This is a genomic window from Ensifer adhaerens (assembly GCF_020035535.1).
Classification (GTDB): Bacteria; Pseudomonadota; Alphaproteobacteria; order Rhizobiales; family Rhizobiaceae; genus Ensifer.
The window spans coordinates 1,233,279-1,253,941 of the sequence record NZ_CP083349.1 but is presented as its reverse complement, the minus strand read 5'-3'; the positions used below and the strand labels follow the sequence as shown (position 1 = coordinate 1,253,941).

Below are 20,663 nucleotides of genomic sequence, written 5' to 3'. Positions count from 1 at the left end.
ATGCAGCAATTCACAGTGCGGCAGCGATGTTCGCGCGCCTGATCAGGCGCGCGCCACTACAGGAGCGCTGATGTAAAGGCCAGACGCCAATCGGCTCAGACGCCCAGCGACTTCAGCTTGCGATGCAGCGCCGACCGCTCCATTCCGACAAATTCCGCCGTGCGGGAGATGTTGCCGCCGAATCTGTTGATCTGCGCGATCAGATAATCACGCTCGAACATTTCGCGCGCCTCGCGCAGCGGCAACGTCATGATGTGCTGATCGCCCTGCGCCGAGATCTTGGGCAGTGTGTCGCCCACCTCCGTCGGCAGCATGTCGGCGGAAATCGGCGTGTCCGGACCGTCGCTGCGCGCAAGGATCATCAGGCGCTCGATATTGTTGCGAAGCTGGCGGATGTTGCCGGGCCAGTCATGGGCCTGGAGCACGGCCAACGCATCGTCGCCGATCTTTCGCGGGCGGATACCCGCCTGCTCGCTGACCTGACGCATGAACATGTCGACCAGGAACGGAATGTCCTCGCGTCGCTCGGCGAGCGCCGGAACCCGCACCGGGATCACGGCGAGCCGATGGAACAGGTCTTCGCGGAACAGACCTTCGGAGATCATGTTTTCGAGGTTGTAGGCGGTCGAGGAGATGATGCGGACATCGACCTTGACGCGCTTGGTGCCCCCGACACGTTCGAACTGCTGGTCGACCAGCACCCGCAGGATCTTGTTCTGCGTCTCGCGCGGCATTTCGCCGATTTCGTCGAGATAAAGGATACCGCCATGGGCCTCTTCGAGCGCACCGGTGCGACGCGGCTGGCCAGGCGTGCCTTCGGTGCCGAAAAGTGCGATCTCCATGCGATCCGGCGTAATTGCCGCAGCGTTCAGGGCCACGAAGGGACCGGCAGAACGCGTCGATTTGCGGTGGATCATCCGCGCGACCAGTTCCTTGCCCGACCCGGATGGACCCTGGATCATGATGCGGCTGTTGGTCGGCGAGACCTTCTCGATCGTCTGACGAAGCTGCGACACGGCAACCGACGTCCCGATCAGTTCCACGGGGTCGCCGGACTTCTTCTTCAACTCCGAAACCTCCCGCTTGAGTTTGGAGTTTTCGAGCGCGCGCTCGGCGATCAGAATCAGCCGGTCCGCCTTGAAAGGTTTCTCGATGAAATCGTAGGCGCCACGCTTGATGGCGTTTACTGCGGTCTCGATGTTGCCGTGGCCGGAAATCATCACGACGGGGAGGTCCGGATAGCGTCCCTTGATCTCGTCGAGCAGTGCCAGACCGTCGAGGCGGCTTCCCTGCATCCAGATATCGAGGAAGACCAGACGCGGCACACGATCGCTGATCGCTGCCAGCGCGCTGTCGCTGTCGAAGGCGGTGCGGGTTTCGTGCCCTTCGTCAGAGAGGATACCGGATACGATCTCGCGGATATCTTCCTCATCGTCAACAACTAGAATATCAGCGGCCATCGCTCGCACCCTTATCCTTCAAACTGTCTTCGCCCGCGGCTTCTCCAGCAGGCGGCAGGATCACGCGGATCATCGCCCCGACACCGCCGTCAAAATCGGCCGGCGCGTCGTGCAATTCCAATTGTCCGCCATGGTCCTCAATGATCTTCTTGACGATGGCGAGGCCGAGGCCCGTGCCCTTCTCGCGCATCGTCATGTATGGCTCCAGAATCCTGTGCCGGTTCTCCGTCGGCAGGCCCTTGCCGTTGTCGATGATGTCGACGATAAAGCGGCCCGTGGCTGTGTCGGTTCGCGCCCGCGCGACGATCATCGGATGGCCGCGTACGGCATCCGCGGGCACCGCCTCGATCGATTCGACGGCGTTCTTGACGATGTTACCGAAGGCCTGGCCGAGCATGCGCCCATCGAACAGCCCCTCAAGCGGCTCTTCGCCGAGGTCCCGTACGAAATCGATGTGATTGTTGCCCATCTCGCGCAAGAACATCGCATCCTTCAGTATCCCGCGGAGATCTGCCTTTTCCTTCGTCGGCTTCGGCATGCGCGCAAAGGAGGAGAACTCGTCAACCATGCGGCCGATGTCTTCCACCTGGCGCACGATCGTATCGGTGCACTGGTCGAAAACGGCCTTGTCTTCCTGATTGATCTGCTTGCCGTAGCGCCGCTTCAGCCGCTCGGCAGAAAGCTGGATCGGGGTCAGCGGGTTCTTGATCTCGTGCGCGATGCGGCGCGCGACATCTGCCCATGCGGTCGAACGCTGCGCGATGACGAGGTCGGTAATGTCGTCGATAGTGATGACGTAGGACTCGTTCGACTCGCCGCCCTCTTCGCGTGTCACCTGAACGTTCAGCGTCCGCTCGGTTCCGCCGCGCATGATGTTGATCTGCTTGCGGTAGTCGTTGCGATGGCGGCTTTCGGCCTCCACCAGGACCTCTTCGATCTCCGGTGCCACGGCACGCAGGTCTGCACCGAGGAGCTCCGGCGCCGTCTTCTTCAGGAACTCTTCAGAAGACGAGTTGGCGATGGTGATCTGCCGATCTCGACCGACACCGATCACCGCTGCGGTCACGCCCGAGAGCACTGCCTCGATGAAGCGGCTGCGATGATCGACCTCGTCCTTGGCTTCCAGGATCTGTTCCTGCTGGCTGCGGATCTCCGAAACCATCTTGTTGAAGGTGCGCGACAGGTTGCCGACGTCGCCGTCGACGGCGCGGACCGGAACGACGACATCAAGGTTGCCCGAGGCGACGCTGTCGGCGGCGCCGATCAACTGACGAATGGGCCTGACGATCCGGTCGGCGACAGCGATCGCGGTCCAGATTGCGGCGAGGAGAACGATGAGCGCAAAGCCGATGTAGAGAACGCCAAAGGCGATCTGCGTGAAGGTCCGTCCGGCCTCGAGCATCTTGTATTCGGCCGTATTCTCTTCCATCAGCCGCAGCGAGCGCATCACTTCCGGATCGACGTTGCGAACCGTGTAGAGATAGGTGCCCGGGATGTCATCGAGCGGAATCACGGCACCAACGAGGTTGGTGACCCCTGGCGGGATCAGGGTCGGCTGGCCGGATACCGAGCTTTTCAGCGCGTCCGGCGGAATGGAGGGCAGCGGACGGTCCGTGGAGATGTTGGCCTGAATGATGGGACTGCCATCTGCACGAACCAGGAATGCGCCAAGCATACCGCGGCCACGTGCCTGGCGGGTCATCAGTTCCGTGAAGCCGGTGCGATCGAGGCTATAGAGCTGCCGGTTGCGTTCGAGGTCGTTGGCCATCGACACGGTCTGGCCCTGCAGATAGCTGGCATTCTCGAGCACATAGGCCTGGGCGACGTTGATCGACGAGCGGACGATCGCCTGGGTTCGAAGCGAAAACCAGCGATCGAGGCCGACATCGAGGGTGATGCTGGCAAAGATCGCGACGAGCACCGCCGGCGTGATCGCCACGATCGAAAACAGCGCAACGATACGCACATGCAGGCGCGCAGCAGCGCGGCCCTTGCTGCGGGCCCGCAGCAGCCGCAGGATTTCGCGGGCGATCAGGTAGATCAGACCGACGACGAACAGGCTGTTGATGGCGGCGCAGGCGATGACGACATTTCGTTCCAGCCGTATCGGCGTCAATCCGAGAAGGATGATCAACGAGACGGTGGCACAGACCAGGGCCCCGGTCGCCAGCATCAGCCCCGGCAGGGCAAAGGACGCGCGCCGGTCCTGCGCCGCGAGTCCCTCATCTGTGCCCAGCGGCAAGGCCATTGCATCCACCATGAAAAGCGTTCCCCCAACCGGCGCCTGCTGGCGACGGCATCTCTTGCTAGCATTCTCTGGTCAAAGGTTGACCTCACCGCCCAAACGGGCTGCGGCGTTGCGCCCCCACTCAATCAATTGGGTCAAATCGATTGAACGAGACGGCAACGACACGCGATTCGGCGATCGTCACACGTTCAAGCAACGCATTGTGGCGAAAATGCAACGGTGGCTGTGATCAAGTCAAGCGCTGCGTGAGCTGCGATAGACCGAAACGCCAAGTTCGCGGATTTTCTTGCGCAGCGTGTTACGGTTGAGGCCGAGCAAATCGGCCGCCTTGATCTGGTTACCACGGGTTGCGGTGAGCGCCGCAAGGATCAACGGATACTCCATTTCGGCAAGCACCCGATCATAGAGGCCGACCGGCGGTAAAGCATCGCCGAAGCTTGCAAAATATTGGCGCATGTTCTCTTCGACGGCCTGGGAGATGGTGAGTGAGCCAGGCCGCGCTGCGGTCTTTTCGATCGGGCTGTCCGGTATCTCCGAACGCAGCTCGTTTTCGATGATTTCGCGGGTGATCACGTCCTGTGGATAAAGCGCCGTCAGGCGGCGCACCAGGTTTTCCAGTTCGCGCACGTTTCCCGGCCAGGCGTGCGCCTTCATCAATTCCAACGCTTCGTGGTCGAAACGTTTGACGTCGAGCCCTTCCTTTTCCGCCTGCTGGACGAAGTGGCGCACGAGGTCCGGAATATCCTCGGCGCGGTCACGCAGCGGCGGCAGACGCAACGGCACGACGTTGAGGCGATAGTAAAGATCTTCGCGGAACAGGCCCTGATTGATCGATTGCTTCAGGTCCTTGTTGGTCGCCGCCACGATGCGCACGTCCGAGCGAATCGGCGTGCGGCCGCCAACGGTCGTGTATTCGCCCTGTTGCAGCACCCGCAAAAGACGGGTCTGTGCGTCCATCGGCATGTCGCCGATCTCGTCGAGAAAGAGCGTGCCGCCCTCGGCCTGCTCGAAACGGCCGGTCGAGCGCACCTGAGCACCGGTGAAGGCGCCTTTCTCGTGACCGAAAAGCTCCGATTCGATCAGATCGCGCGGGATCGCCGCCATGTTGATCGCCACGAACGGACCGTTGCGCCGCTTGCCATAATCATGCAGCGCGCGGGCGACGAGCTCCTTGCCGGTGCCGGACTCGCCGGTGATCATCAGCGTCAGATCCGTCTGCATCAGGCGCGCCAGCACCCGGTAGATTTCCTGCATCGCCGCCGAACGGCCGACCAGCGGCATACCGTCCTGGGTGTCGTCGTCGAGCTTCGCCGGGCGACGCTTGGGCTCAGACAGCGCCCGGCCGATAATGCCGATCAGTTCGGTCAGGTCGAAGGGCTTCGGCAGATAGTCGTAGGCACCCTTCTCCGAAGCCTTGATCGCCGTCATGAAGGTGTTCTGCGCGCTCATGACCAGCACCGGCAGATCGGGCCGCGCCTTTTTGATGCGTGGCAGCAGATCGAAGGCATTCTCGTCTGGCATCACCACGTCGGTCACGACGAGATCGCCGTCGCCTGCCGCGATCCAGCGCCACAGGGTTGCCGCATTGGAGGTGATGCGGACATCGTAGCCGGCGCGGCTCAGCGCCTGGTTCAGCACGGTGCGAATGGCTGCGTCGTCATCCGCGACGAGGATCGTGGCACCCGTCATGCAAGGTTTCCTTTTGTCATCGGCATGTCGTCTTCATCCGCTGCCTGGCCCTTGGAGGCAGGCATCAGGACACGAAAGGTGGTACGGTTCTGCTGGCTGTCGCATTCGACGATCCCGCCATGGGCGCCGATGATCTTGGCAACCAGCGCGAGCCCCAGGCCGGAGCCGTTGGTCTTGGTGGTGATGAAAGGATCGAAGAGCAGCGGCAGCAGATCCGACGGCACGCCCGGTCCATTGTCGTGCACGCAGAACTCCAGCGGCAGCGAGATTTTCTCGCGCGTTCCGGCGACCGACAGACGAATGCCCGGCCTGTAGGCCGTCGTCAGCACGATCTCGCCATCGCTGCGATCGCCGATCGCCTCAGCCGCGTTCTTGATCAGGTTGAGGAACACCTGAACCAGTTGATCGCGGTTGGCATAGACGGGTGGCAAGGACGGATCGTAGTTTTCCGCAAACTTGATGTGGCGGGCAAAGCCGGCCTTGGCGATCGCCTTCACATGGTCGAGCACCGAATGGATGTTCAGCGGCACGCGATCCACCGGACGCTCGTCTGAAAACACCTCCATGCGGTCGACCAGCGAGACGATCCGGTCTGTCTCATCACAGATGAGGCGTGTCAGTGCCCTGTCTTCATCATTGACCGAGGTTTCGAGCAGCTGCGCAGCACCGCGGATGCCCGAAAGCGGGTTCTTGATTTCGTGCGCGAGCATCGAGGCAAGCCCGGTCACCGAGCGCGCGGCACCGCGATGCGTGAGCTGCCTGTCGATCTTGTCGGCCATCGAGCGTTCCTGGAAGACGACGACGACTGCGCCTTGCTCGGAAAGAACCGGGGCAACATAGAGATCGACGAGCTTGTCGGCACCGAGACGCGGCGAGCTCAGGTCGACACGGTATTCATTCACCGGCGCCTTCCGTTCGCGCACCTGTTCGATCAGCGTCAGCAACGGACTGCCGAAGGGTATGAAGGCGCTGATGTTGTGACGCGCCAAGTGATTGGCGCTGGCGCCAAAAAATGATTCGGCCTCCCAGTTCGCAAAGGCGACCAGCCCACTGGCATCGACCAAGATTACCGGATTCTGAATGGCATTCAGAACCGCCATCGACAGACCGCTCGCGGCCGCTTCAGAAACGCCCGGTTTCTCACTCATGCGGCAATTCCTTCTGCGAGCGCCTCACCTTCCGACTTGGCCGGAGCGGCATCCAGCATCGCGGCGCGTGCCCGGTCGCGGACAAAGCGCACATCGGTCGACGTCAGGATTGCTGCCTTTTCCGTGCCTGGCATGGCAGGGGCAGCGCGATCGAGATACCAGGCGACATGCTTGCGCGCGTGCCGCAGGCCAACCTCGACGCCATAGAATTCGAGCATCATTTCGTAGTGCTCCGCAAAGATATCGGCGACCTCCGCCTGAGACGGGTGCCCAACGGCACCGGCGAGAAAGCCGATGTGCCAAGGACGGCCCTGCGACGAGCGGCCGGCCATGACCGCATCTGCGCCCGAGCGACGGAGGATCTCTTCGACGTCGGCGATCGTCTCCACGTCGCCATTGGCGACCAGCGGGACAGTAATGACCTGACGGACCGGGCGGATGGCATCCCAGTCCGCCTTGCCGTTGTAGAACTGCATGCGTGTGCGGCCGTGCACGGTGATCGCCTTGACGCCCGCTGCTTCGGCACGCTTCGCAATCAGCGGCGCGTTGATCGAGTTCTCGTCCCAGCCGAGCCGCATCTTCAGCGTCACCGGCACATCGACCGCGTTCACGGTCGCCTCGACCAGCGATAATGCGTGATCGGGATCGCGCATGAGCGCCGAGCCGGAGTAGCCGCCCGTTACCTTCTTGGCCGGGCATCCCATGTTGATGTCGATGATATCCGCACCATTGTCAGCGGCGATCTTGGCGGCTTCCGCCATCCAGTGCGCCTCACGACCGGCAAGCTGAACGATGTGCGGCTTGATGCCGGAATTCTTCAGCCGCGCCCAGGACTCCTGGGCATTACCGACCAGTTCGCGGCTCGCAACCATTTCGGTCACGACAAAGCCGGCGCCATAACGCCAGGCAAGCCGCCGGAACGGCAGATCGGTGACGCCGGACATGGGGGCGAGCGCCACCCGGTTACGGATTTCGATGGTCCCGATCCGAAGAGGTGACGAGAGAGCCGGAATTGGCAAATGCATATCTTTCAGGCACATGTTGGTACTGCACTATTTTTAGACATTGTTCTCGGGCTTGCCAAGCGATTTCGGCGCCTTGCGCAAAATTCCAGGCTTGCAGCGCCGCGAGCCACTCAAGACGCGCCAAGGTCCCTGCAAGTTCGACCTAAGGAATTATGCAGTGCTGGCAAAGCACGCCCCTTCGCGGTACATCACGGCGAAGATTGGCGAATGCGGGACCTCATACAGAAGATGCAGCCTCAAGAACAGCTTAAGTGCGGCGTGGTGATCGTTGCAGCCGGACGCGGCGAACGTGCCGGACAATCTGCCGAAGGCCCGAAGCAGTATCGAACCATCGGTGGCCGGCCCGTTATCGCCCATACGCTTGACACTTTCGCGACATGGCCGGCCGTCGGCCCAATCGTCGTCGTCATTCACCCGGATGACGAGGCGCTGTTCGATGCCGCACGCAAACGGTCGGTGGCAAGTGCCGTCACTGTCGTCCACGGTGGCGCGACCCGACAGATGTCCGTGCTCGCCGGCCTCGAAACCCTCGCAGAGATCGGCGCTCACCATGTGATGATCCACGATGCGGTGCGCCCTTTCGCCGATCATGCGCTGCTTTCGCGCTGTGCAGCGGCACTTCGCGACGACGTCAAGGCCGTGCTGCCCGCAGTCGCAGTTGCAGACACTCTGAAGCGCGCGGGCAAGGGTAGTGTCGTGCTTGAGACTGTGCCGCGCGACGGTCTCTACGGCGCACAGACGCCACAAACATTCGATCTTCAGGCCATTCTTGCTGCGCACCGGGATGCAACCAAGAGCGGCCGCACCGATTTTACCGACGATGCCTCGATCGCCGAATGGGCGGGCCTCAAGGTCGTCCTCGTCGAGGGCACGGTCGACAACGTCAAGCTTACGCTGAGAAGGGATATCGCCATGGCCGACGAGAAACTCAATCGGACCGCCCTGCCCGATGTACGCACGGGCAACGGTTACGACGTGCACCAGTTGATCGAAGGCGACGGCGTCACGCTCTGCGGCGTCTTCATCCCGCACACGAAGAAACTTTCCGGCCATTCCGATGCCGATGTGGCGTTGCACGCGCTGACCGACGCTCTCCTCGCCACCTGCGGCGCCGGCGACATCGGCGATCATTTCCCGCCGTCCGACCCACAATGGAAGGGCGCGCCATCGCGCATTTTCCTGGAGCATGCGGCCAAGATCGTGCGCGAGCGCGGCGGCATCATTACCAATGCTGACATCTCGCTGATAGCCGAAGCACCGAAGGTCGGCCCGCATCGGCTGACGATGCGCGAAAAGCTCTCGGAGATGCTAGGGATTTCGCTCGACCGCTGTTCGGTCAAGGCAACGACCAATGAGCGCTTGGGTTTTGTCGGCCGTGATGAGGGCATCGCCGCCATTGCCACGGCCACCGTGGTTTACGGGAACCTTTCGTGATGTGGCCCGCCGATATCGAAGTCAAAGCCGGTGAAATCATCGCCAAGTTCACCGCACGCGGCCTCAAGGTCGCGACCGCCGAATCCTGCACCGGCGGCCTGATCGCAGGTTCCTTGACCGAGATTCCCGGTTCGTCCGCCGTCGTCGATCGTGGGTTCGTCACCTACTCCAACGAAGCGAAGGTCGCGATGCTTGGTGTCGAGGCCGACATACTTGCCGCCCACGGCGCGGTATCGCGAGAGACCGCGATCGAGATGGCACGCGGCGCCGTCTCGCATTCGGCGGCGGATTTCGCGGTTGCAGTCACAGGCGTTGCCGGCCCCAGCGGCGGCTCGGCCGAAAAGCCCGTCGGCCTCGTGCACCTTGCTGCGTCCGGGCGAAACGGCGAGATCCTGCATCGGGAGATGCGCTATGGCGACATCGGCCGCAGCCGCATCCGGCTTGCCACCGTCCGCACCGCGCTCGACATGCTCTCGGAAATCGCTCAGGCGGAATAGATTTTGTCGGCGCGCTTTTCGAACGCGTCGGAGAACATTCGGAAGGCACGGTCGAACATCGAACCCATCAGAGCGCCGAGAATGCGGCTCTTGAACTCGTAGTCGATGTAGAAATGCACGATCGACTGCCCCTCGCCGGACGGCTCGAAGCGCCAGCGGTTGTCGAGATACTTGAACGGTCCATCGATGTATTTGACGTCGATGACGCGCTCGGCCTTGTTCAACAGCACCTGCGTCGTGAAAGTCTCGCGGATCGCCTTGTAGCCGACGGTCATGTCGGCCAACAGCAACACCTTGCCGTCGCGCTCCTTGCGCGAGCGCACGGTCAGCGCTTCGCAGAGCGGCAGGAACTCGGGATAGTGTTCGACATCGGCGACGAGATCGAACATCTGGTCGGCACTGTGCTTGACGACGTGGTTGGTTTCGAAATGCGGCATGATCGAGAGCTAGTCGCCCCGCTTTATCTTAGCAAGTAGGAACGCCGTTTCCGCGTGCGATTTCAACACGAGAACCGGCAGGTTTGAATGACCGGCCAGTTGCGTCTCTATCTCAACCGCATCCCTGCGCTCGAAGTTCCAGATGTAGCGCAGGAAATCGAGATCGACCTTCTCCGGACAATCGTCAGCCATGTCCGGCCGGGTCTTCTTCCAATAGGTGAACCAGCGCCAGAACACCCCGCGCAGCGACACCCAGCGCGGCAGCCGCGTCCAGATCACCACATGGGTGCGTGGCAGGCGGAGCGGCAGGGTCTTCGGGCTGGTGCCATCCATGATCCAGCACTCGCCGGCGGCGGCCTTCGAGATCAGCGCGAGCATTTCCTGCCGCGGCCGAATTTTCCATCCCGGCAACCAGAAGAACTCCCGGTCCATCGCCAGGTGCGGCAGGCCGAGCCGTTCGGACAGTTGAGCGGATAGCGTGCTCTTGCCGCTGCCGGAGCAGCCGACCACCAGAATGCGTTGCGCGCTTGCAAGATGCGCCGCCGCCTCGTCCCAGTTGTTCAGATATCGCGGCATCGGCTCGCCTCCTCCAGAGACAGCCGTTAGGCGATCGGACCCAATGATGCAAGCTTTGCGCGAACGGCCGGTTGTCGCCCCATACACTTCGCCAAAACAAAAACTCCGGCGCAAGCGCCGGAGTCCATGGTTCTCAAGGACCTTGCTCCGCTTTACTCAGCGGCCTGCAGCTTCTTCTCGCGCGCGGCCCTCAGGCGGGCGAAGTCGTCGCCGGCATGGTGCGACGAGCGCGTCAGCGGGCTCGAGGAAACCATGAGGAAGCCCTTGGTGTAGGCGACGGTCTCGTAGGACTTGAACTCCTCGGGGGTCACGAACGCTTCGACCTTGTGGTGCTTGCGCGTCGGCTGCAGGTATTGGCCGATCGTCAGGAAGTCGACATCCGCGGTTCTGAGGTCGTCCATCAGTTGCAGCACTTCGTTACGCTCTTCGCCGAGGCCGACCATGATGCCGGACTTGGTGAACATGGTCGGGTCCAGTTCCTTCACGCGCTGCAACAGGCGGACGGAGTGGAAATAGCGCGCACCTGGACGGACCGTCAAGTAATTGCCCGGTACGGTTTCCATGTTGTGGTTGAAGACGTCGGGCTTGGCGGCAACGACGCGTTCCAGCGCACCCGGCTTCTTCAGAAAGTCCGGCGTCAGGATTTCGATCGTCGTCGCCGGCGACGCTTCGCGGATCGCCCAGATCACCTTCTCGAAGTGCTCGGCGCCACCATCTTCCAGATCGTCGCGGTCGACCGAGGTGATGACCACGTGGCTGAGGCCCATCTGCTTGACGGCCTTGGCGATGTTGGCCGGCTCTTCCATGTCGAGCGCATTCGGCTTGCCGGTGGCGACATTGCAGAAGGCGCAGGCGCGGGTACAGATCTCGCCCATGATCATGAAGGTGGCGTGCTTCTTGTCCCAGCACTCGCCGATGTTCGGGCAGCCCGCTTCTTCACAGACCGTGACGAGCTTGTGCGAACGCACCAGCTCTCGCGTCTCCTGGTAGCCCTTGGACATCGGCGCCTTGACGCGGATCCACTCCGGCTTGCGCATAACTTCCGTATCGGGCTTGTGCGCCTTTTCCGGATGGCGGACGCGTTGCGCCCGGTCAGAGACGGCATCGAACACCGTTACCATACTGTCTTCCTCGTCGCGGTGGGCCGGCATCAGGCCGGTTGACCCATTTTCGCTCTATATAGACGGCCCGACCAGAAATGTCAGGCCGTCTTAAGCACATGCCCGACGGAAGCGCAGATGGCCCGGCAGACTATCGTTTTACGACCCGACCAGCGGCGATCAACAGGCATGCGCCGATGAAGCCGATGATCAGGTAGGCGACCCAGCCGGCATAGGCCATGCCGAAGGCCGCCAGGACAAAATTCAGCACCACCGCACCGATGATGCCGAGCACTATGTTCATGATCAGCCCCATGCTGCTGCCCATGAACTTCTCCGCGAGCCACCCGGCCAAACCGCCGACGATGATCGCAGCCAAGATACCGACGCCGTTCACGCTCATTTTGGTCTCCGTGCATTGAAAATGTGCCCATTAGCAATGCCAAAAATACACCAAAAACGCGGCCGCCGAAACTATCAGGCGTTGAGCGCGCGGCCGTATGCGTCGAGCACACTTTCTTTCATCGTCTCCGAGATCGTCGGATGCGGGAAGATCGTGTGCATCAGGTCTTCTTCGGTCGTCTCGAGGTTCATCGCGACGACAAAGCCCTGGATGAGCTCGGTGACTTCGGCGCCGACCATGTGGGCACCGAGCAGTTCGCCGGTCTTCTTGTCGAAGATCGTCTTGACCAGGCCCTGGTCCTCGCCGAGCGCGATCGCCTTGCCGTTTGCGACGAAGGGGAAGCGGCCGACGCGGATGTCACGGCCGAGTTCCTTTGCCTTGGCTTCTGTGAGACCGACGGAAGCGACCTGCGGGTGGCAATAGGTGCAGCCTGGGATCTTCAGCTTGTCCATCGGGTGGACGTTCGGAAGGCCTGCGATCTTTTCGACGCAGATGACGGCCTCATGTTCGGCCTTGTGGGCGAGCATCGGCGGGCCGGCAACGTCTCCGATCGCATAAACGCCGGGAACATTGGTCTTGCCGTAGCCGTCGATGACGATGCATCCGCGGTCGGTCTTCACGCCGAGCGTTTCGAGGCCGAGGTTCTCGATATTGCCCTGGACGCCGACAGCCGAGATCATGCGATCGGCAGTGATCTTCTCGACCTTGCCATCCTTCATCTCGACATGGGCGGTCACCGAGTTGGCAGCCTTCTCGACCTTCGTTACCTTGGCCTGAAGGTGGATCTTCATGCCCTGCTTTTCGAACTGCTTCTTGGCAATGCCCGAGATCTCGGCGTCTTCGACCGGCATGACGGTCGGCATGACTTCGACAACGGTCACGTCGACGCCCATGGTGCGATAGAAGGAGGCGAATTCGATGCCGATCGCGCCTGAGCCCATGACCAGCAGCGACTTCGGCATTTCCTCGGGCTTCATCGCCTCGAAATAGGTCCAGATGAGCTTGCCATCGGGCTCGATGCCCGGCAGCGCGCGAGGACGGGCGCCGGTCGCGATGATGATATGCTTGGCGGTGTAGGTGCCTTCGCCCTTGGTGTTCTTCGGCAGCGGCGCCTGCGGCTGGACCACCGGCTTCGTCGCCTTGCCGACGACGATCTCGCCTGGCTTCGTCAGCTTGGCTTCGCCCCAGATCACGTCGACCTTGTTCTTCTTCATCAGGAAGCCGACGCCGCCGTTCATGCGCTCGGCGATGCCGCGCGAACGGGCGACGATCGCCTTCAGGTCCGGCGTCACCGTGCCTTCGATCTTCACGCCATAGGCGCCCGGATGCTGGGCGTAGTGGAGAACTTCGGCGGAGCGCAGCAGCGCCTTGGTCGGGATACAGCCCCAGTTGGAGCAAATTCCGGCCAGATGCTCGCGCTCGACGACCGCGGTCTTCAAACCAAGCTGTGCCGCACGGATGGCGGCGATATAGCCCCCCGGACCCGAACCGATGACGATGACGTCGTAATTCTCAGCCATGTGTTTCCTGCCTTTGTCTCAAGCGACCTTGCGGGTGAACAGCACCCAGTCGTGTTTCTTGCTTTCCTCAAAGAGCGGAACCGCCTCGGCGCGCGCTGCCTCGCCGAAACCGTTTGCCCTGTATAGTGCCTGAGCCCTGTCATTGTGGCTCTCGGTGATCAGGCTCACCGGCGCCGATCCGGCGCGTTCGAATTCCCTTGCCAGGAGCGCTTTGCCGACCCCGCGGCCGCGCTGATGGCGATAGACGCCGAGGCTCTCGATGAACCAGTGGCCGACAACCTGCCTCTGCAGCTCCAGCAAGGGTTCCAAAGCCGGGTGCTTGGCGACGATCTCCAGCACTTCCGGGCCGATCGCATAGCCGACCGTCAGACCGGCAACCTCATCATCGATTTCGCCGACCAGAGCGTCGCGCCAGTTCCCCGGTCCTGGCTCTTCCCGCAGCTTGTTGCGGCCACGCTCGAAAGCCGTGTCCGCCACTCCATGGAGGACGGCGCCGTACCAGAGCCAGGAGGCAAAGCCATGCGCGGCAATATCGACGAGGATGGCAAGCTCCGCCGCCTCACGCCTTTCCGCCGGACGTATGGTGACGCCCCCCGCCATCCCTAGACCCCGAGCATCATCCGCACGACCGGCTCGAGGCCGCGGCCGATCGCACGCGTGTTCTCTGCATCAAGATGCACGCCATCGAGCGGCGTGGTCTGAGCAACCGATCCGGCATCGAAGAAACCGCAATCAAGCTCGTCCGCGAGATCGCGATAAAGCGGCGCGAGCATCGCCGACTGCTCGACCCCGCCGGCAAACATCGCAGCAAACCCGGCATCGGCGGTTTCGCAAAGCGTCGGCGGCGCGACGATCAAAATCTCCGGGCCATCTTCGCTCTCGACAGGCCAGTCATGCCTGCGAATGAGTTTGACCAGTCGCTGGACGCCCTTCACGGCGCCGAAGGCGGTTCCGTGGATCACCGGCTTCATGTCGTTGGTGCCGAGCAGCAGGATGATGAGATCGAGCGGGGCGTGACTGTGAAGGACGGTTGGCAGCACCTTCGCGCCATTGCGATCGCAATCGGCGAGATGGTCGTCATAGGCCGTGGTGCGGCCGTTCAGCCCCTCGGCAATAACCTGGACGTCGGATCCCAGGGCCTTCTGCAAAACGCTCGGCCAGCGATCGGTAAGCGCGTGGCGACCACCATCCGCGGCATCGTAGCCCCAGGTCAGACTGTCGCCATAGCAGAGAACTGTTTTCATCGTCAGGGCCCGCCTTCGGCTGCGCGAAAAGGAACGGACCGGCCCGAAGGCCGGTCCCTATCCAACTCAGACCAGCATGCCCATCGGGTTTTCGATGTAGCGCTTGAAGGCTCCGAGCAGTTCGGCGCCGAGCGCACCATCGACGCAGCGATGGTCGGTCGAGAGCGTGACGGTCATGACATTGGCGATGACCATCTGCTTGTTCTTGACGACGACGCGCTCCTCGCCCGCACCGACCGCGAGGATCGTTGCATGCGGCGGGTTGACGACGGCGGCGAAGTTCTTGACGCCCATCATGCCCATGTTGGAGACCGCCGTGGTGCCGCCCTGGTATTCCTCGGGCTTCAGCTTGCGGTCCTTGGCGCGCTGACCGAGGTCCTTCATCTCGTTGGAGATGGCCGACAGGCTCTTCAGCTCCGCCTGGCGAATGATCGGGGTGATCAGGCCGCCCGGGATCGACACGGCAACGCCGACGTCGGCGTGCTTGTGCTTGACCATGTTGCTCTCGGTCCAGGAGACGTTCGCGTTCGGAACGTCACGCAGTGCCAGCGCCAGAGCCTTGATGACCATGTCATTGACGGAGAGCTTGTAGACCGGCTTGCCACCTTGCTCGGGCGCAGCGGCATTGAGCTGGGCACGCAGCGCCAGCAGCGCATCGAGTTCGCAATCGACCGACACGTAGAAGTGCGGGATCGTCTGCTTGGATTCGACGAGACGCTTGGCGATCGTCTTGCGCATGCCATCATGCGGCACGAGTTCGTAGGAACCCGGCTCGAACAGCTTGAGAACCGCGTCGTCCGACGGGACCTTGGCAAGCGGTGCGGCTGCAGGAGCAGCAGCGCCGGCGGCCGGTGCGGCGGCGGGCTTGGCAGCACCACCGGAAACGGCGGCTTCGACGTCCTTCTTGACGACGCGGCCGTGCGGACCGGTGCCGGCCACTGCCGACAGGTCGATACCCGCGTCCTTGGCCAGACGGCGTGCGAGCGGCGAGGAAAAGACGCGTGCGCCGCCCTCGGCCTTGGCCGGCTGGGCTGCAGCCGGCGCAGCGGCGGGAGCCGCTGCCGGGGCGCTCGGCGTTGCCGGCGCAGGCGCTTCCGCCTTGGCGGCAGGTGCCGGTGCTGCCGCGCCATTGCCACCCTTGGCGGCCGTGGCGACATCCTCGCCATCGGCGGCGAGCACAGCGATCAGCGCATTGACCTTGACGCCATCGGTGCCGGCGGGGACGACGATCTTGGCAACGGTGCCTTCGTCGACGGCTTCGACTTCCATCGTCGCCTTGTCGGTCTCGATCTCGGCAATCACGTCGCCGGACTTGACCTTATCGCCTTCCTTGACCAGCCACTTGGCCAGATTGCCTTCTTCCATTGTTGGGGAGAGGGCAGGCATTGTGATGTTGATAGGCATCGAAGGGCCCTCCCCTTATTTGTAGCAAACGGCTTTCACCGCATCGACAACCTCTGCGACGTTCGGAAGCGCGAGCTTCTCGAGGTTCGCGGCGTAAGGCATCGGCACATCCTTGCCGGCGATCGTCAGGATCGGGGCGTCAAGGTAGTCGAAGGCCTGCTGCATGACGCGGGTCGCGATTTCGGTGCCGACAGACGACTGCGGGTAGCCTTCTTCGACCGTGACGAGGCGGCCCGTCTTCTTGACGGATTCGATGACCGTCGGCAGGTCCATCGGGCGGATCGTACGCAGGTCGATCAGCTCGACGTCGATGCCCTGGGCTTCAAGTTCGGCAACTGCCTTGACGGCGTAGGTCATGCCGATACCGAAGGAGACGATCGTTGCGTCCTTGCCGACCTTGTGGATACGAGCCTTGCCGATCGGCAGCACGAAATCGTCAAGCTTCGGCACTTCGAAGGAGTGACCGTAGAGGATTTCGTTTTCGAGGAAGATGACCGGGTTCGGATCGCGGATCGCGGCCTTGAGCAGACCCTTGGCGTCAGCAGCCGTGTAGGGCATGACGACCTTGAGGCCGGGGATATGGCTGTACCAGGCGGCGTAGCACTGCGAGTGCTGTGCGGCCACGCGGGCCGCGGCACCGCTCGGGCCGCGGAAGACGATCGGCGCGCCCATCTGGCCGCCGGACATGTAGAGCGTCTTGGCAGCGGAGTTGATGATCTGGTCGATCGCCTGCATGGCGAAGTTGAAGGTCATGAACTCGACGATCGGGCGAAGGCCGGTCATGGCAGCGCCGACGCCGACGCCGGCAAAGCCGTGCTCGGTGATCGGGGTATCGATGACACGGCGGGCGCCGAATTCCTGCAGCAGGCCTTGCGTGATCTTGTAGGCGCCCTGGTATTCGGCGACTTCTTCACCCATGACGAAGACATCGTCGCTGGCGCGCATTTCTTCGGCCATGGCGTCGCGAAGCGCTTCGCGGACGGTCATCGTCACCATTTCGGTGCCGGCCGGGATGGCCGGATCGGCAGCGACCTCGACCTTCGGCTGGGCAGCGACCGGAGCCGATGCGGCAGCAGCCGGGGCTTCGGCGTCGGCGGCCTTTGGAGCTTCGGCCTTCGGAGCGGCGATGTCGCCAGCGCCTTCGCCATCCTGCAGCAGCACGGCGATCGGCGTGTTGACCTTGACGCCTTCGGTGCCGGCGGCGATCAGCAGCTTGCCGATCGTGCCTTCATCGACGGCTTCGACTTCCATCGTTGCCTTGTCGGTCTCGATCTCGGCGATGACATCGCCGGAGGACACTTTGTCCCCCTCGTTCTTCAGCCATTTCGAGAGCGTGCCTTCCTCCATGGTCGGGGAAAGGGCGGGCATAAGAATTTCTACTGGCATGTTTGTCCCTCCCCGGATCAAAGCAGGATGTCGGTGTAGAGCTCGGATGCATCCGGCTCCGGATCGGCCTGGGCAAAATCGGCGCTGTCGGCAACAATGTCGCGGACGTCCTTGTCGATCTGCTTCAGCTCGTCCTCGTTCGCCCAACCCTTTTCGGTCAGACGTGCCTTCACCTGCTCGATCGGGTCATGCTCCGAGCGCATCTTCTGCACTTCGTCCTTCGAACGGTACTTCGCCGGGTCGGACATCGAGTGGCCGCGATAGCGGTAGGTCTGCATCTCAAGGATGATCGGACCCTTGCCCGAGCGGCAATGCTCAACCGCCTCGTCGCCGGCGGCCTTGACCGCACGCACGTCCATGCCGTCGACCTGGAAGCCCGGAATGTTGAAGGAGACGCCGCGCTGCGAGAAGTCGGTCTGGGCAGAAGCTCGCGAAACGGAAGTACCCATGGCATAACGGTTGTTCTCGATCACGTAGATCACCGGCAGCTTCCAGAGCTGCGCCATGTTGAAGCTTTCGTAGACCTGGCCCTGGTTGGCCGCGCCGTCACCGAAGTAGGCAACGGACACATTGTCGTTGCCGCGATAGCGGTTAGCGAAGGCAAGACCGGTGCCGAGCGACACCTGGGCGCCGACGATGCCGTGACCGCCGTAGAAGTGCTTTTCCTTGGAGAACATGTGCATCGAGCCGCCCTTCCCCTTGGAAAGACCGCTGCGACGACCGGTGAGTTCGGCCATGACGCCGCGGGCGCTCATGCCGCAGGCCAGCATGTGGCCATGGTCACGATAGGCGGTAATGACCTGATCGCCCTCTTTCAGCGCCATCTGCATGCCGACGACGACGGCTTCCTGGCCGATATAGAGGTGACAGAAACCGCCGATGAAGCCCATGCCGTAGAGCTGGCCAGCCTTTTCCTCGAAACGCCGGATCAGCAGCATCTCGCGGTAGGCTTTCAGATCTTCTTCCTTGGAGAAGTCGGCGAAGGTGCCGCCGTTGAAATCTTTCTTGGCCGGCTTTGCGGCACTCTTGCGGCTGGAAACGGACGCGGATTTTCGCGGAGCCATTCGTTCCTCCCAATGGTTAGCCTTTTGCGGTTACCATAGGGAAAGAACGCGGCCACAGCAATGCCATATTTGCATGGCTCGCATTCCACGCAAGTAATTGAATTTACTTCACAAATTTCAATTAACTGAATTCAGGTTAATTCGCGGACCGGTGGAAAATAACAATCTCATCACTTCGCGACATGTTGAGCGCGAGGCGAGCTTTTTCATCCAACATGTCCCGTTCCAGCGCCCCATCACTCATCAACTGAACCTCTTTTTCGAGGATCATTCGCTGCTTCGTGAGCTTATCCAGCCGCGCCTGCCGCTCGACGATCTGGCGATCGAATTGCTCGGTCGCCTTCAGGCCATAGCCGCCGTGGATGGAATGATAGCCGAAGTAAGAGAGAAAGGCGACCGCGATCAGCGGCATCACCAGCCGACCCAGTTTCCGTTTCTTATGATGCCGTGTCCACATCCATTCACGCCCTGATACGCAATACGGAGTCAGATTAGCGGCGATTGATTAACCGACCGTTGACCATGAATGGCAGGAAAACAGAAACCCGCCCACGCGAGAACGTGAGCGGGTTTCGTTTATCAGAGGCAGTGGGCCTTGCGCGCCTGACAAGACGCACTGCGCTTTAGCAAGTTAGAGCGGGACGCGAGCGGAATACCGCACACATTTTTCCCTACCCCGCTCCGGGATCAGCCGCGCAGAATCGAACGGCCGGCGTACTTCGCCTGCAGGCCGAGCTGCTCTTCGATGCGGATCAGCTGGTTGTACTTGGCGAGCCGGTCCGAACGGGCAAGCGAGCCGGTCTTGATCTGGCCGCAGTTGGTGGCAACCGCGAGATCGGCGATCGTCGCATCTTCGGTCTCACCCGAGCGGTGCGACATGACGGCGGTGTAGCGCGCCTTGTGTGCGGTTTCGACGGCGTCGAGCGTCTCCGAGAGCGAACCGATCTGGTTGACCTTGACGAGGATCGAATTGGCAACGCCCATCTTGATACCGTCGCGCAGGCGGGCCGAGTTGGTGACGAACAGGTCGTCGCCGACGAGCTGGCACTTGTTGCCGATGAGGTCGGTCACGGCCTTCCAGCCATCCCAGTCGTCTTCCGCCATGCCGTCTTCGATCGAGAAGATCGGGTACTTGGCAGCGAGTTCCGCCAGGTATTCGGCCATGGCGCCCGGCTCCAGCGTGCGGCCTTCACCTTCGAGCACGTACTTGCCGTCCTTGAAGAATTCGGTTGCGGCGCAGTCGAGTGCGATGAACATGTCTTCGCCCGGTTTGTAACCGGCCTTCTCGATCGACTTCATGATGAAGTCGAGCGCTGCCGGAGCGGAAGCGAGACCCGGAGCGAAGCCGCCTTCGTCGCCGACGTTGGTGTTGTGGCCGTCGGCGGCAAGCTGCTTCTTCAGCGTGTGGAACACTTCCGAACCCATGCGGACCGCATCGCGCATCGTGTCGGCGCCGACAGGAACGATCATGAATTCCTGGAAATCGATCGGGTTGTCGGCATGGGCGCCGCCGTTGATGATGTTCATCATCGGAACCGGGAGCACGTGGGCGTTCGGGCCGCCGACGTAACGGTAGAGCGGCAGGCCGGCAGCTTCGGCCGCAGCCTTGGCAACGGCAAGTGACACGCCGAGGATGGCGTTGGCGCCGAGGCGCGACTTGTTGGCCGTGCCGTCGAGCTCGATCATCGTCTTGTCGATCTGGATCTGGTTCTCGGCATCGAGGCCGCCGATCGCTTCGAAGATCTCGCCGTTGACGGATTCGACAGCGCGCTCGACGCCCTTGCCGAGGTAACGCGTACCACCATCGCGCAACTCGACAGCCTCATGCGCACCGGTCGAGGCGCCCGACGGGACCGCCGCACGGCCGAAGCTTCCGTCTTCCAGGTACACGTCGACCTCGACGGTCGGGTTGCCGCGGCTGTCCAGAATTTCTCGGCCGATGATGTCGATGATTGCAGTCATGATCTCTTCCCTGCTTGAGGACGGTGGGTGGTCGGGGCCTGTCATACGCCAAGGCCTCGAAATTAC

Annotated in this window: 19 protein-coding genes; 2 read left to right on the top strand and 17 right to left on the bottom strand. The window is 62.2% G+C overall.

The window, feature by feature from the left end; genetic code table 11:
* Positions 1-95 precede the first annotated feature (95 nt).
* From ntrX to dusB, 5 genes are all read right to left on the bottom strand, one after another.
* Positions 96-1,460 carry a two-component system response regulator NtrX gene (ntrX, locus tag LAC81_RS06165; RefSeq protein ID WP_113537682.1) on the bottom strand — a complete coding sequence of 455 codons (1,365 nt, stop codon included), beginning with the start codon at positions 1,458-1,460 and terminating at the stop codon, positions 96-98.
* On the bottom strand, positions 1,450-3,720 hold the full coding sequence (locus LAC81_RS06160) for a sensor histidine kinase NtrY-like (RefSeq protein WP_223727103.1): 2,271 nt from the start codon (positions 3,718-3,720) through the stop codon (positions 1,450-1,452). Before LAC81_RS06160 ends, ntrX begins: the two co-directional genes overlap by 11 nt.
* 222 nt (positions 3,721-3,942) lie before the next feature.
* On the bottom strand, positions 3,943-5,397 hold the full coding sequence (ntrC, locus tag LAC81_RS06155) for a nitrogen regulation protein NR(I) (protein ID WP_113537684.1): 1,455 nt from the start codon (positions 5,395-5,397) through the stop codon (positions 3,943-3,945).
* Positions 5,394-6,545 carry a two-component system sensor histidine kinase NtrB gene (locus tag LAC81_RS06150; protein ID WP_223727102.1) on the bottom strand — a complete coding sequence of 384 codons (1,152 nt, stop codon included), beginning with the start codon at positions 6,543-6,545 and terminating at the stop codon, positions 5,394-5,396. The genes ntrC and LAC81_RS06150 overlap by 4 nt, the downstream gene beginning before the upstream one ends.
* Positions 6,542-7,585 carry a tRNA dihydrouridine synthase DusB gene (dusB, locus tag LAC81_RS06145; protein ID WP_223727101.1) on the bottom strand — a complete coding sequence of 348 codons (1,044 nt, stop codon included), beginning with the start codon at positions 7,583-7,585 and terminating at the stop codon, positions 6,542-6,544. The genes LAC81_RS06150 and dusB overlap by 4 nt, the downstream gene beginning before the upstream one ends.
* Positions 7,586-7,798: 213 nt before the next feature.
* Between dusB and LAC81_RS06140 the strand changes: the two genes are divergently transcribed.
* Both LAC81_RS06140 and LAC81_RS06135 read left to right on the top strand, forming a co-directional pair.
* A complete protein-coding gene (locus tag LAC81_RS06140; protein WP_223727774.1) occupies positions 7,799-9,004 on the top strand; it encodes a bifunctional 2-C-methyl-D-erythritol 4-phosphate cytidylyltransferase/2-C-methyl-D-erythritol 2,4-cyclodiphosphate synthase in 1,206 nt (401 codons plus the stop codon).
* On the top strand, positions 9,004-9,501 hold the full coding sequence (locus LAC81_RS06135) for a CinA family protein (RefSeq protein WP_223727773.1): 498 nt from the start codon (positions 9,004-9,006) through the stop codon (positions 9,499-9,501). The genes LAC81_RS06140 and LAC81_RS06135 overlap by 1 nt, the downstream gene beginning before the upstream one ends.
* Here the strand turns inward: LAC81_RS06135 and LAC81_RS06130 are convergent.
* The 12 genes from LAC81_RS06130 to eno form a co-directional block, all read right to left on the bottom strand.
* The gene (locus LAC81_RS06130) at positions 9,489-9,938 is read right to left on the bottom strand and encodes a type II toxin-antitoxin system RatA family toxin (protein ID WP_113537689.1); all 450 of its coding nucleotides are present in this window, start codon (positions 9,936-9,938) and stop codon (positions 9,489-9,491) included. The two genes, LAC81_RS06135 and LAC81_RS06130, sit on opposite strands and share 13 nt — an antisense overlap.
* A gap of 9 nt (positions 9,939-9,947) precedes the next feature.
* Positions 9,948-10,514, bottom strand: coding sequence for an AAA family ATPase (locus LAC81_RS06125; protein ID WP_223727100.1), 567 nt, complete (start codon positions 10,512-10,514; stop codon positions 9,948-9,950).
* Between the two features lie 152 nt (positions 10,515-10,666).
* Positions 10,667-11,635: a lipoyl synthase gene (lipA, locus tag LAC81_RS06120; RefSeq protein ID WP_113537691.1), complete on the bottom strand. Its 969-nt coding sequence runs from the start codon at positions 11,633-11,635 to the stop codon at positions 10,667-10,669.
* Between the two features lie 130 nt (positions 11,636-11,765).
* On the bottom strand, positions 11,766-12,017 hold the full coding sequence (locus LAC81_RS06115; protein ID WP_034795805.1) for a GlsB/YeaQ/YmgE family stress response membrane protein: 252 nt from the start codon (positions 12,015-12,017) through the stop codon (positions 11,766-11,768).
* Between the two features lie 74 nt (positions 12,018-12,091).
* Positions 12,092-13,537: a dihydrolipoyl dehydrogenase gene (lpdA, locus tag LAC81_RS06110; protein WP_223727099.1), complete on the bottom strand. Its 1,446-nt coding sequence runs from the start codon at positions 13,535-13,537 to the stop codon at positions 12,092-12,094.
* An 18-nt stretch (positions 13,538-13,555) separates the two neighbouring features.
* The gene (locus tag LAC81_RS06105) at positions 13,556-14,137 is read right to left on the bottom strand and encodes a GNAT family N-acetyltransferase (protein ID WP_223727098.1); all 582 of its coding nucleotides are present in this window, start codon (positions 14,135-14,137) and stop codon (positions 13,556-13,558) included.
* A 2-nt stretch (positions 14,138-14,139) separates the two neighbouring features.
* Positions 14,140-14,781, bottom strand: a complete 642-nt coding sequence (locus LAC81_RS06100) for an SGNH/GDSL hydrolase family protein (RefSeq protein WP_223727097.1) — start codon at positions 14,779-14,781, stop codon at positions 14,140-14,142.
* A 66-nt stretch (positions 14,782-14,847) separates the two neighbouring features.
* Positions 14,848-16,185: a pyruvate dehydrogenase complex dihydrolipoamide acetyltransferase gene (locus LAC81_RS06095; protein ID WP_223727096.1), complete on the bottom strand. Its 1,338-nt coding sequence runs from the start codon at positions 16,183-16,185 to the stop codon at positions 14,848-14,850.
* A 15-nt stretch (positions 16,186-16,200) separates the two neighbouring features.
* Positions 16,201-17,571, bottom strand: a complete 1,371-nt coding sequence (locus LAC81_RS06090; RefSeq protein WP_223727095.1) for a pyruvate dehydrogenase complex E1 component subunit beta — start codon at positions 17,569-17,571, stop codon at positions 16,201-16,203.
* Positions 17,572-17,588: 17 nt separating this feature from the next.
* Complete coding sequence (pdhA, locus tag LAC81_RS06085) at positions 17,589-18,635, bottom strand: pyruvate dehydrogenase (acetyl-transferring) E1 component subunit alpha (RefSeq protein ID WP_113537697.1); 1,047 nt, start codon at positions 18,633-18,635, stop codon at positions 17,589-17,591.
* Between the two features lie 136 nt (positions 18,636-18,771).
* Entirely contained in the window at positions 18,772-19,092 is a 321-nt protein-coding gene (locus LAC81_RS06080) for an FtsB family cell division protein (protein ID WP_223727094.1), read from the bottom strand.
* Between the two features lie 230 nt (positions 19,093-19,322).
* The gene (gene eno / locus LAC81_RS06075; protein WP_223727093.1) at positions 19,323-20,597 is read right to left on the bottom strand and encodes a phosphopyruvate hydratase; all 1,275 of its coding nucleotides are present in this window, start codon (positions 20,595-20,597) and stop codon (positions 19,323-19,325) included.
* Positions 20,598-20,663 lie beyond the last annotated feature (66 nt).

What these genes read in the sequence shown, in the direction of transcription:
- lpdA (WP_223727099.1), bottom strand. Translation starts at nt 13,537, where the DNA reads ATGGCTGAGAATTACGACGTCATCGTCATCGGTTCGGGTCCGGGGGGC.
- dusB (WP_223727101.1), bottom strand. Translation starts at nt 7,585, where the DNA reads ATGTGCCTGAAAGATATGCATTTGCCAATTCCGGCTCTCTCGTCACCT.
- LAC81_RS06080 (WP_223727094.1), bottom strand. Translation starts at nt 19,092, where the DNA reads ATGTGGACACGGCATCATAAGAAACGGAAACTGGGTCGGCTGGTGATG.
- pdhA (WP_113537697.1), bottom strand. Translation starts at nt 18,635, where the DNA reads ATGGCTCCGCGAAAATCCGCGTCCGTTTCCAGCCGCAAGAGTGCCGCA.
- LAC81_RS06150 (WP_223727102.1), bottom strand. Translation starts at nt 6,545, where the DNA reads ATGAGTGAGAAACCGGGCGTTTCTGAAGCGGCCGCGAGCGGTCTGTCG.
- LAC81_RS06125 (WP_223727100.1), bottom strand. Translation starts at nt 10,514, where the DNA reads ATGCCGCGATATCTGAACAACTGGGACGAGGCGGCGGCGCATCTTGCA.
- ntrX (WP_113537682.1), bottom strand. Translation starts at nt 1,460, where the DNA reads ATGGCCGCTGATATTCTAGTTGTTGACGATGAGGAAGATATCCGCGAG.
- LAC81_RS06160 (WP_223727103.1), bottom strand. Translation starts at nt 3,720, where the DNA reads ATGGTGGATGCAATGGCCTTGCCGCTGGGCACAGATGAGGGACTCGCG.
- LAC81_RS06130 (WP_113537689.1), bottom strand. Translation starts at nt 9,938, where the DNA reads ATGCCGCATTTCGAAACCAACCACGTCGTCAAGCACAGTGCCGACCAG.
- LAC81_RS06095 (WP_223727096.1), bottom strand. Translation starts at nt 16,185, where the DNA reads ATGCCTATCAACATCACAATGCCTGCCCTCTCCCCAACAATGGAAGAA.
- LAC81_RS06115 (WP_034795805.1), bottom strand. Translation starts at nt 12,017, where the DNA reads ATGAGCGTGAACGGCGTCGGTATCTTGGCTGCGATCATCGTCGGCGGT.
- ntrC (WP_113537684.1), bottom strand. Translation starts at nt 5,397, where the DNA reads ATGACGGGTGCCACGATCCTCGTCGCGGATGACGACGCAGCCATTCGC.
- LAC81_RS06135 (WP_223727773.1), top strand. Translation starts at nt 9,004, where the DNA reads ATGTGGCCCGCCGATATCGAAGTCAAAGCCGGTGAAATCATCGCCAAG.
- lipA (WP_113537691.1), bottom strand. Translation starts at nt 11,635, where the DNA reads ATGGTAACGGTGTTCGATGCCGTCTCTGACCGGGCGCAACGCGTCCGC.
- LAC81_RS06100 (WP_223727097.1), bottom strand. Translation starts at nt 14,781, where the DNA reads ATGAAAACAGTTCTCTGCTATGGCGACAGTCTGACCTGGGGCTACGAT.
- LAC81_RS06140 (WP_223727774.1), top strand. Translation starts at nt 7,799, where the DNA reads ATGCAGCCTCAAGAACAGCTTAAGTGCGGCGTGGTGATCGTTGCAGCC.
- LAC81_RS06105 (WP_223727098.1), bottom strand. Translation starts at nt 14,137, where the DNA reads ATGGCGGGGGGCGTCACCATACGTCCGGCGGAAAGGCGTGAGGCGGCG.
- LAC81_RS06090 (WP_223727095.1), bottom strand. Translation starts at nt 17,571, where the DNA reads ATGCCAGTAGAAATTCTTATGCCCGCCCTTTCCCCGACCATGGAGGAA.
- eno (WP_223727093.1), bottom strand. Translation starts at nt 20,597, where the DNA reads ATGACTGCAATCATCGACATCATCGGCCGAGAAATTCTGGACAGCCGC.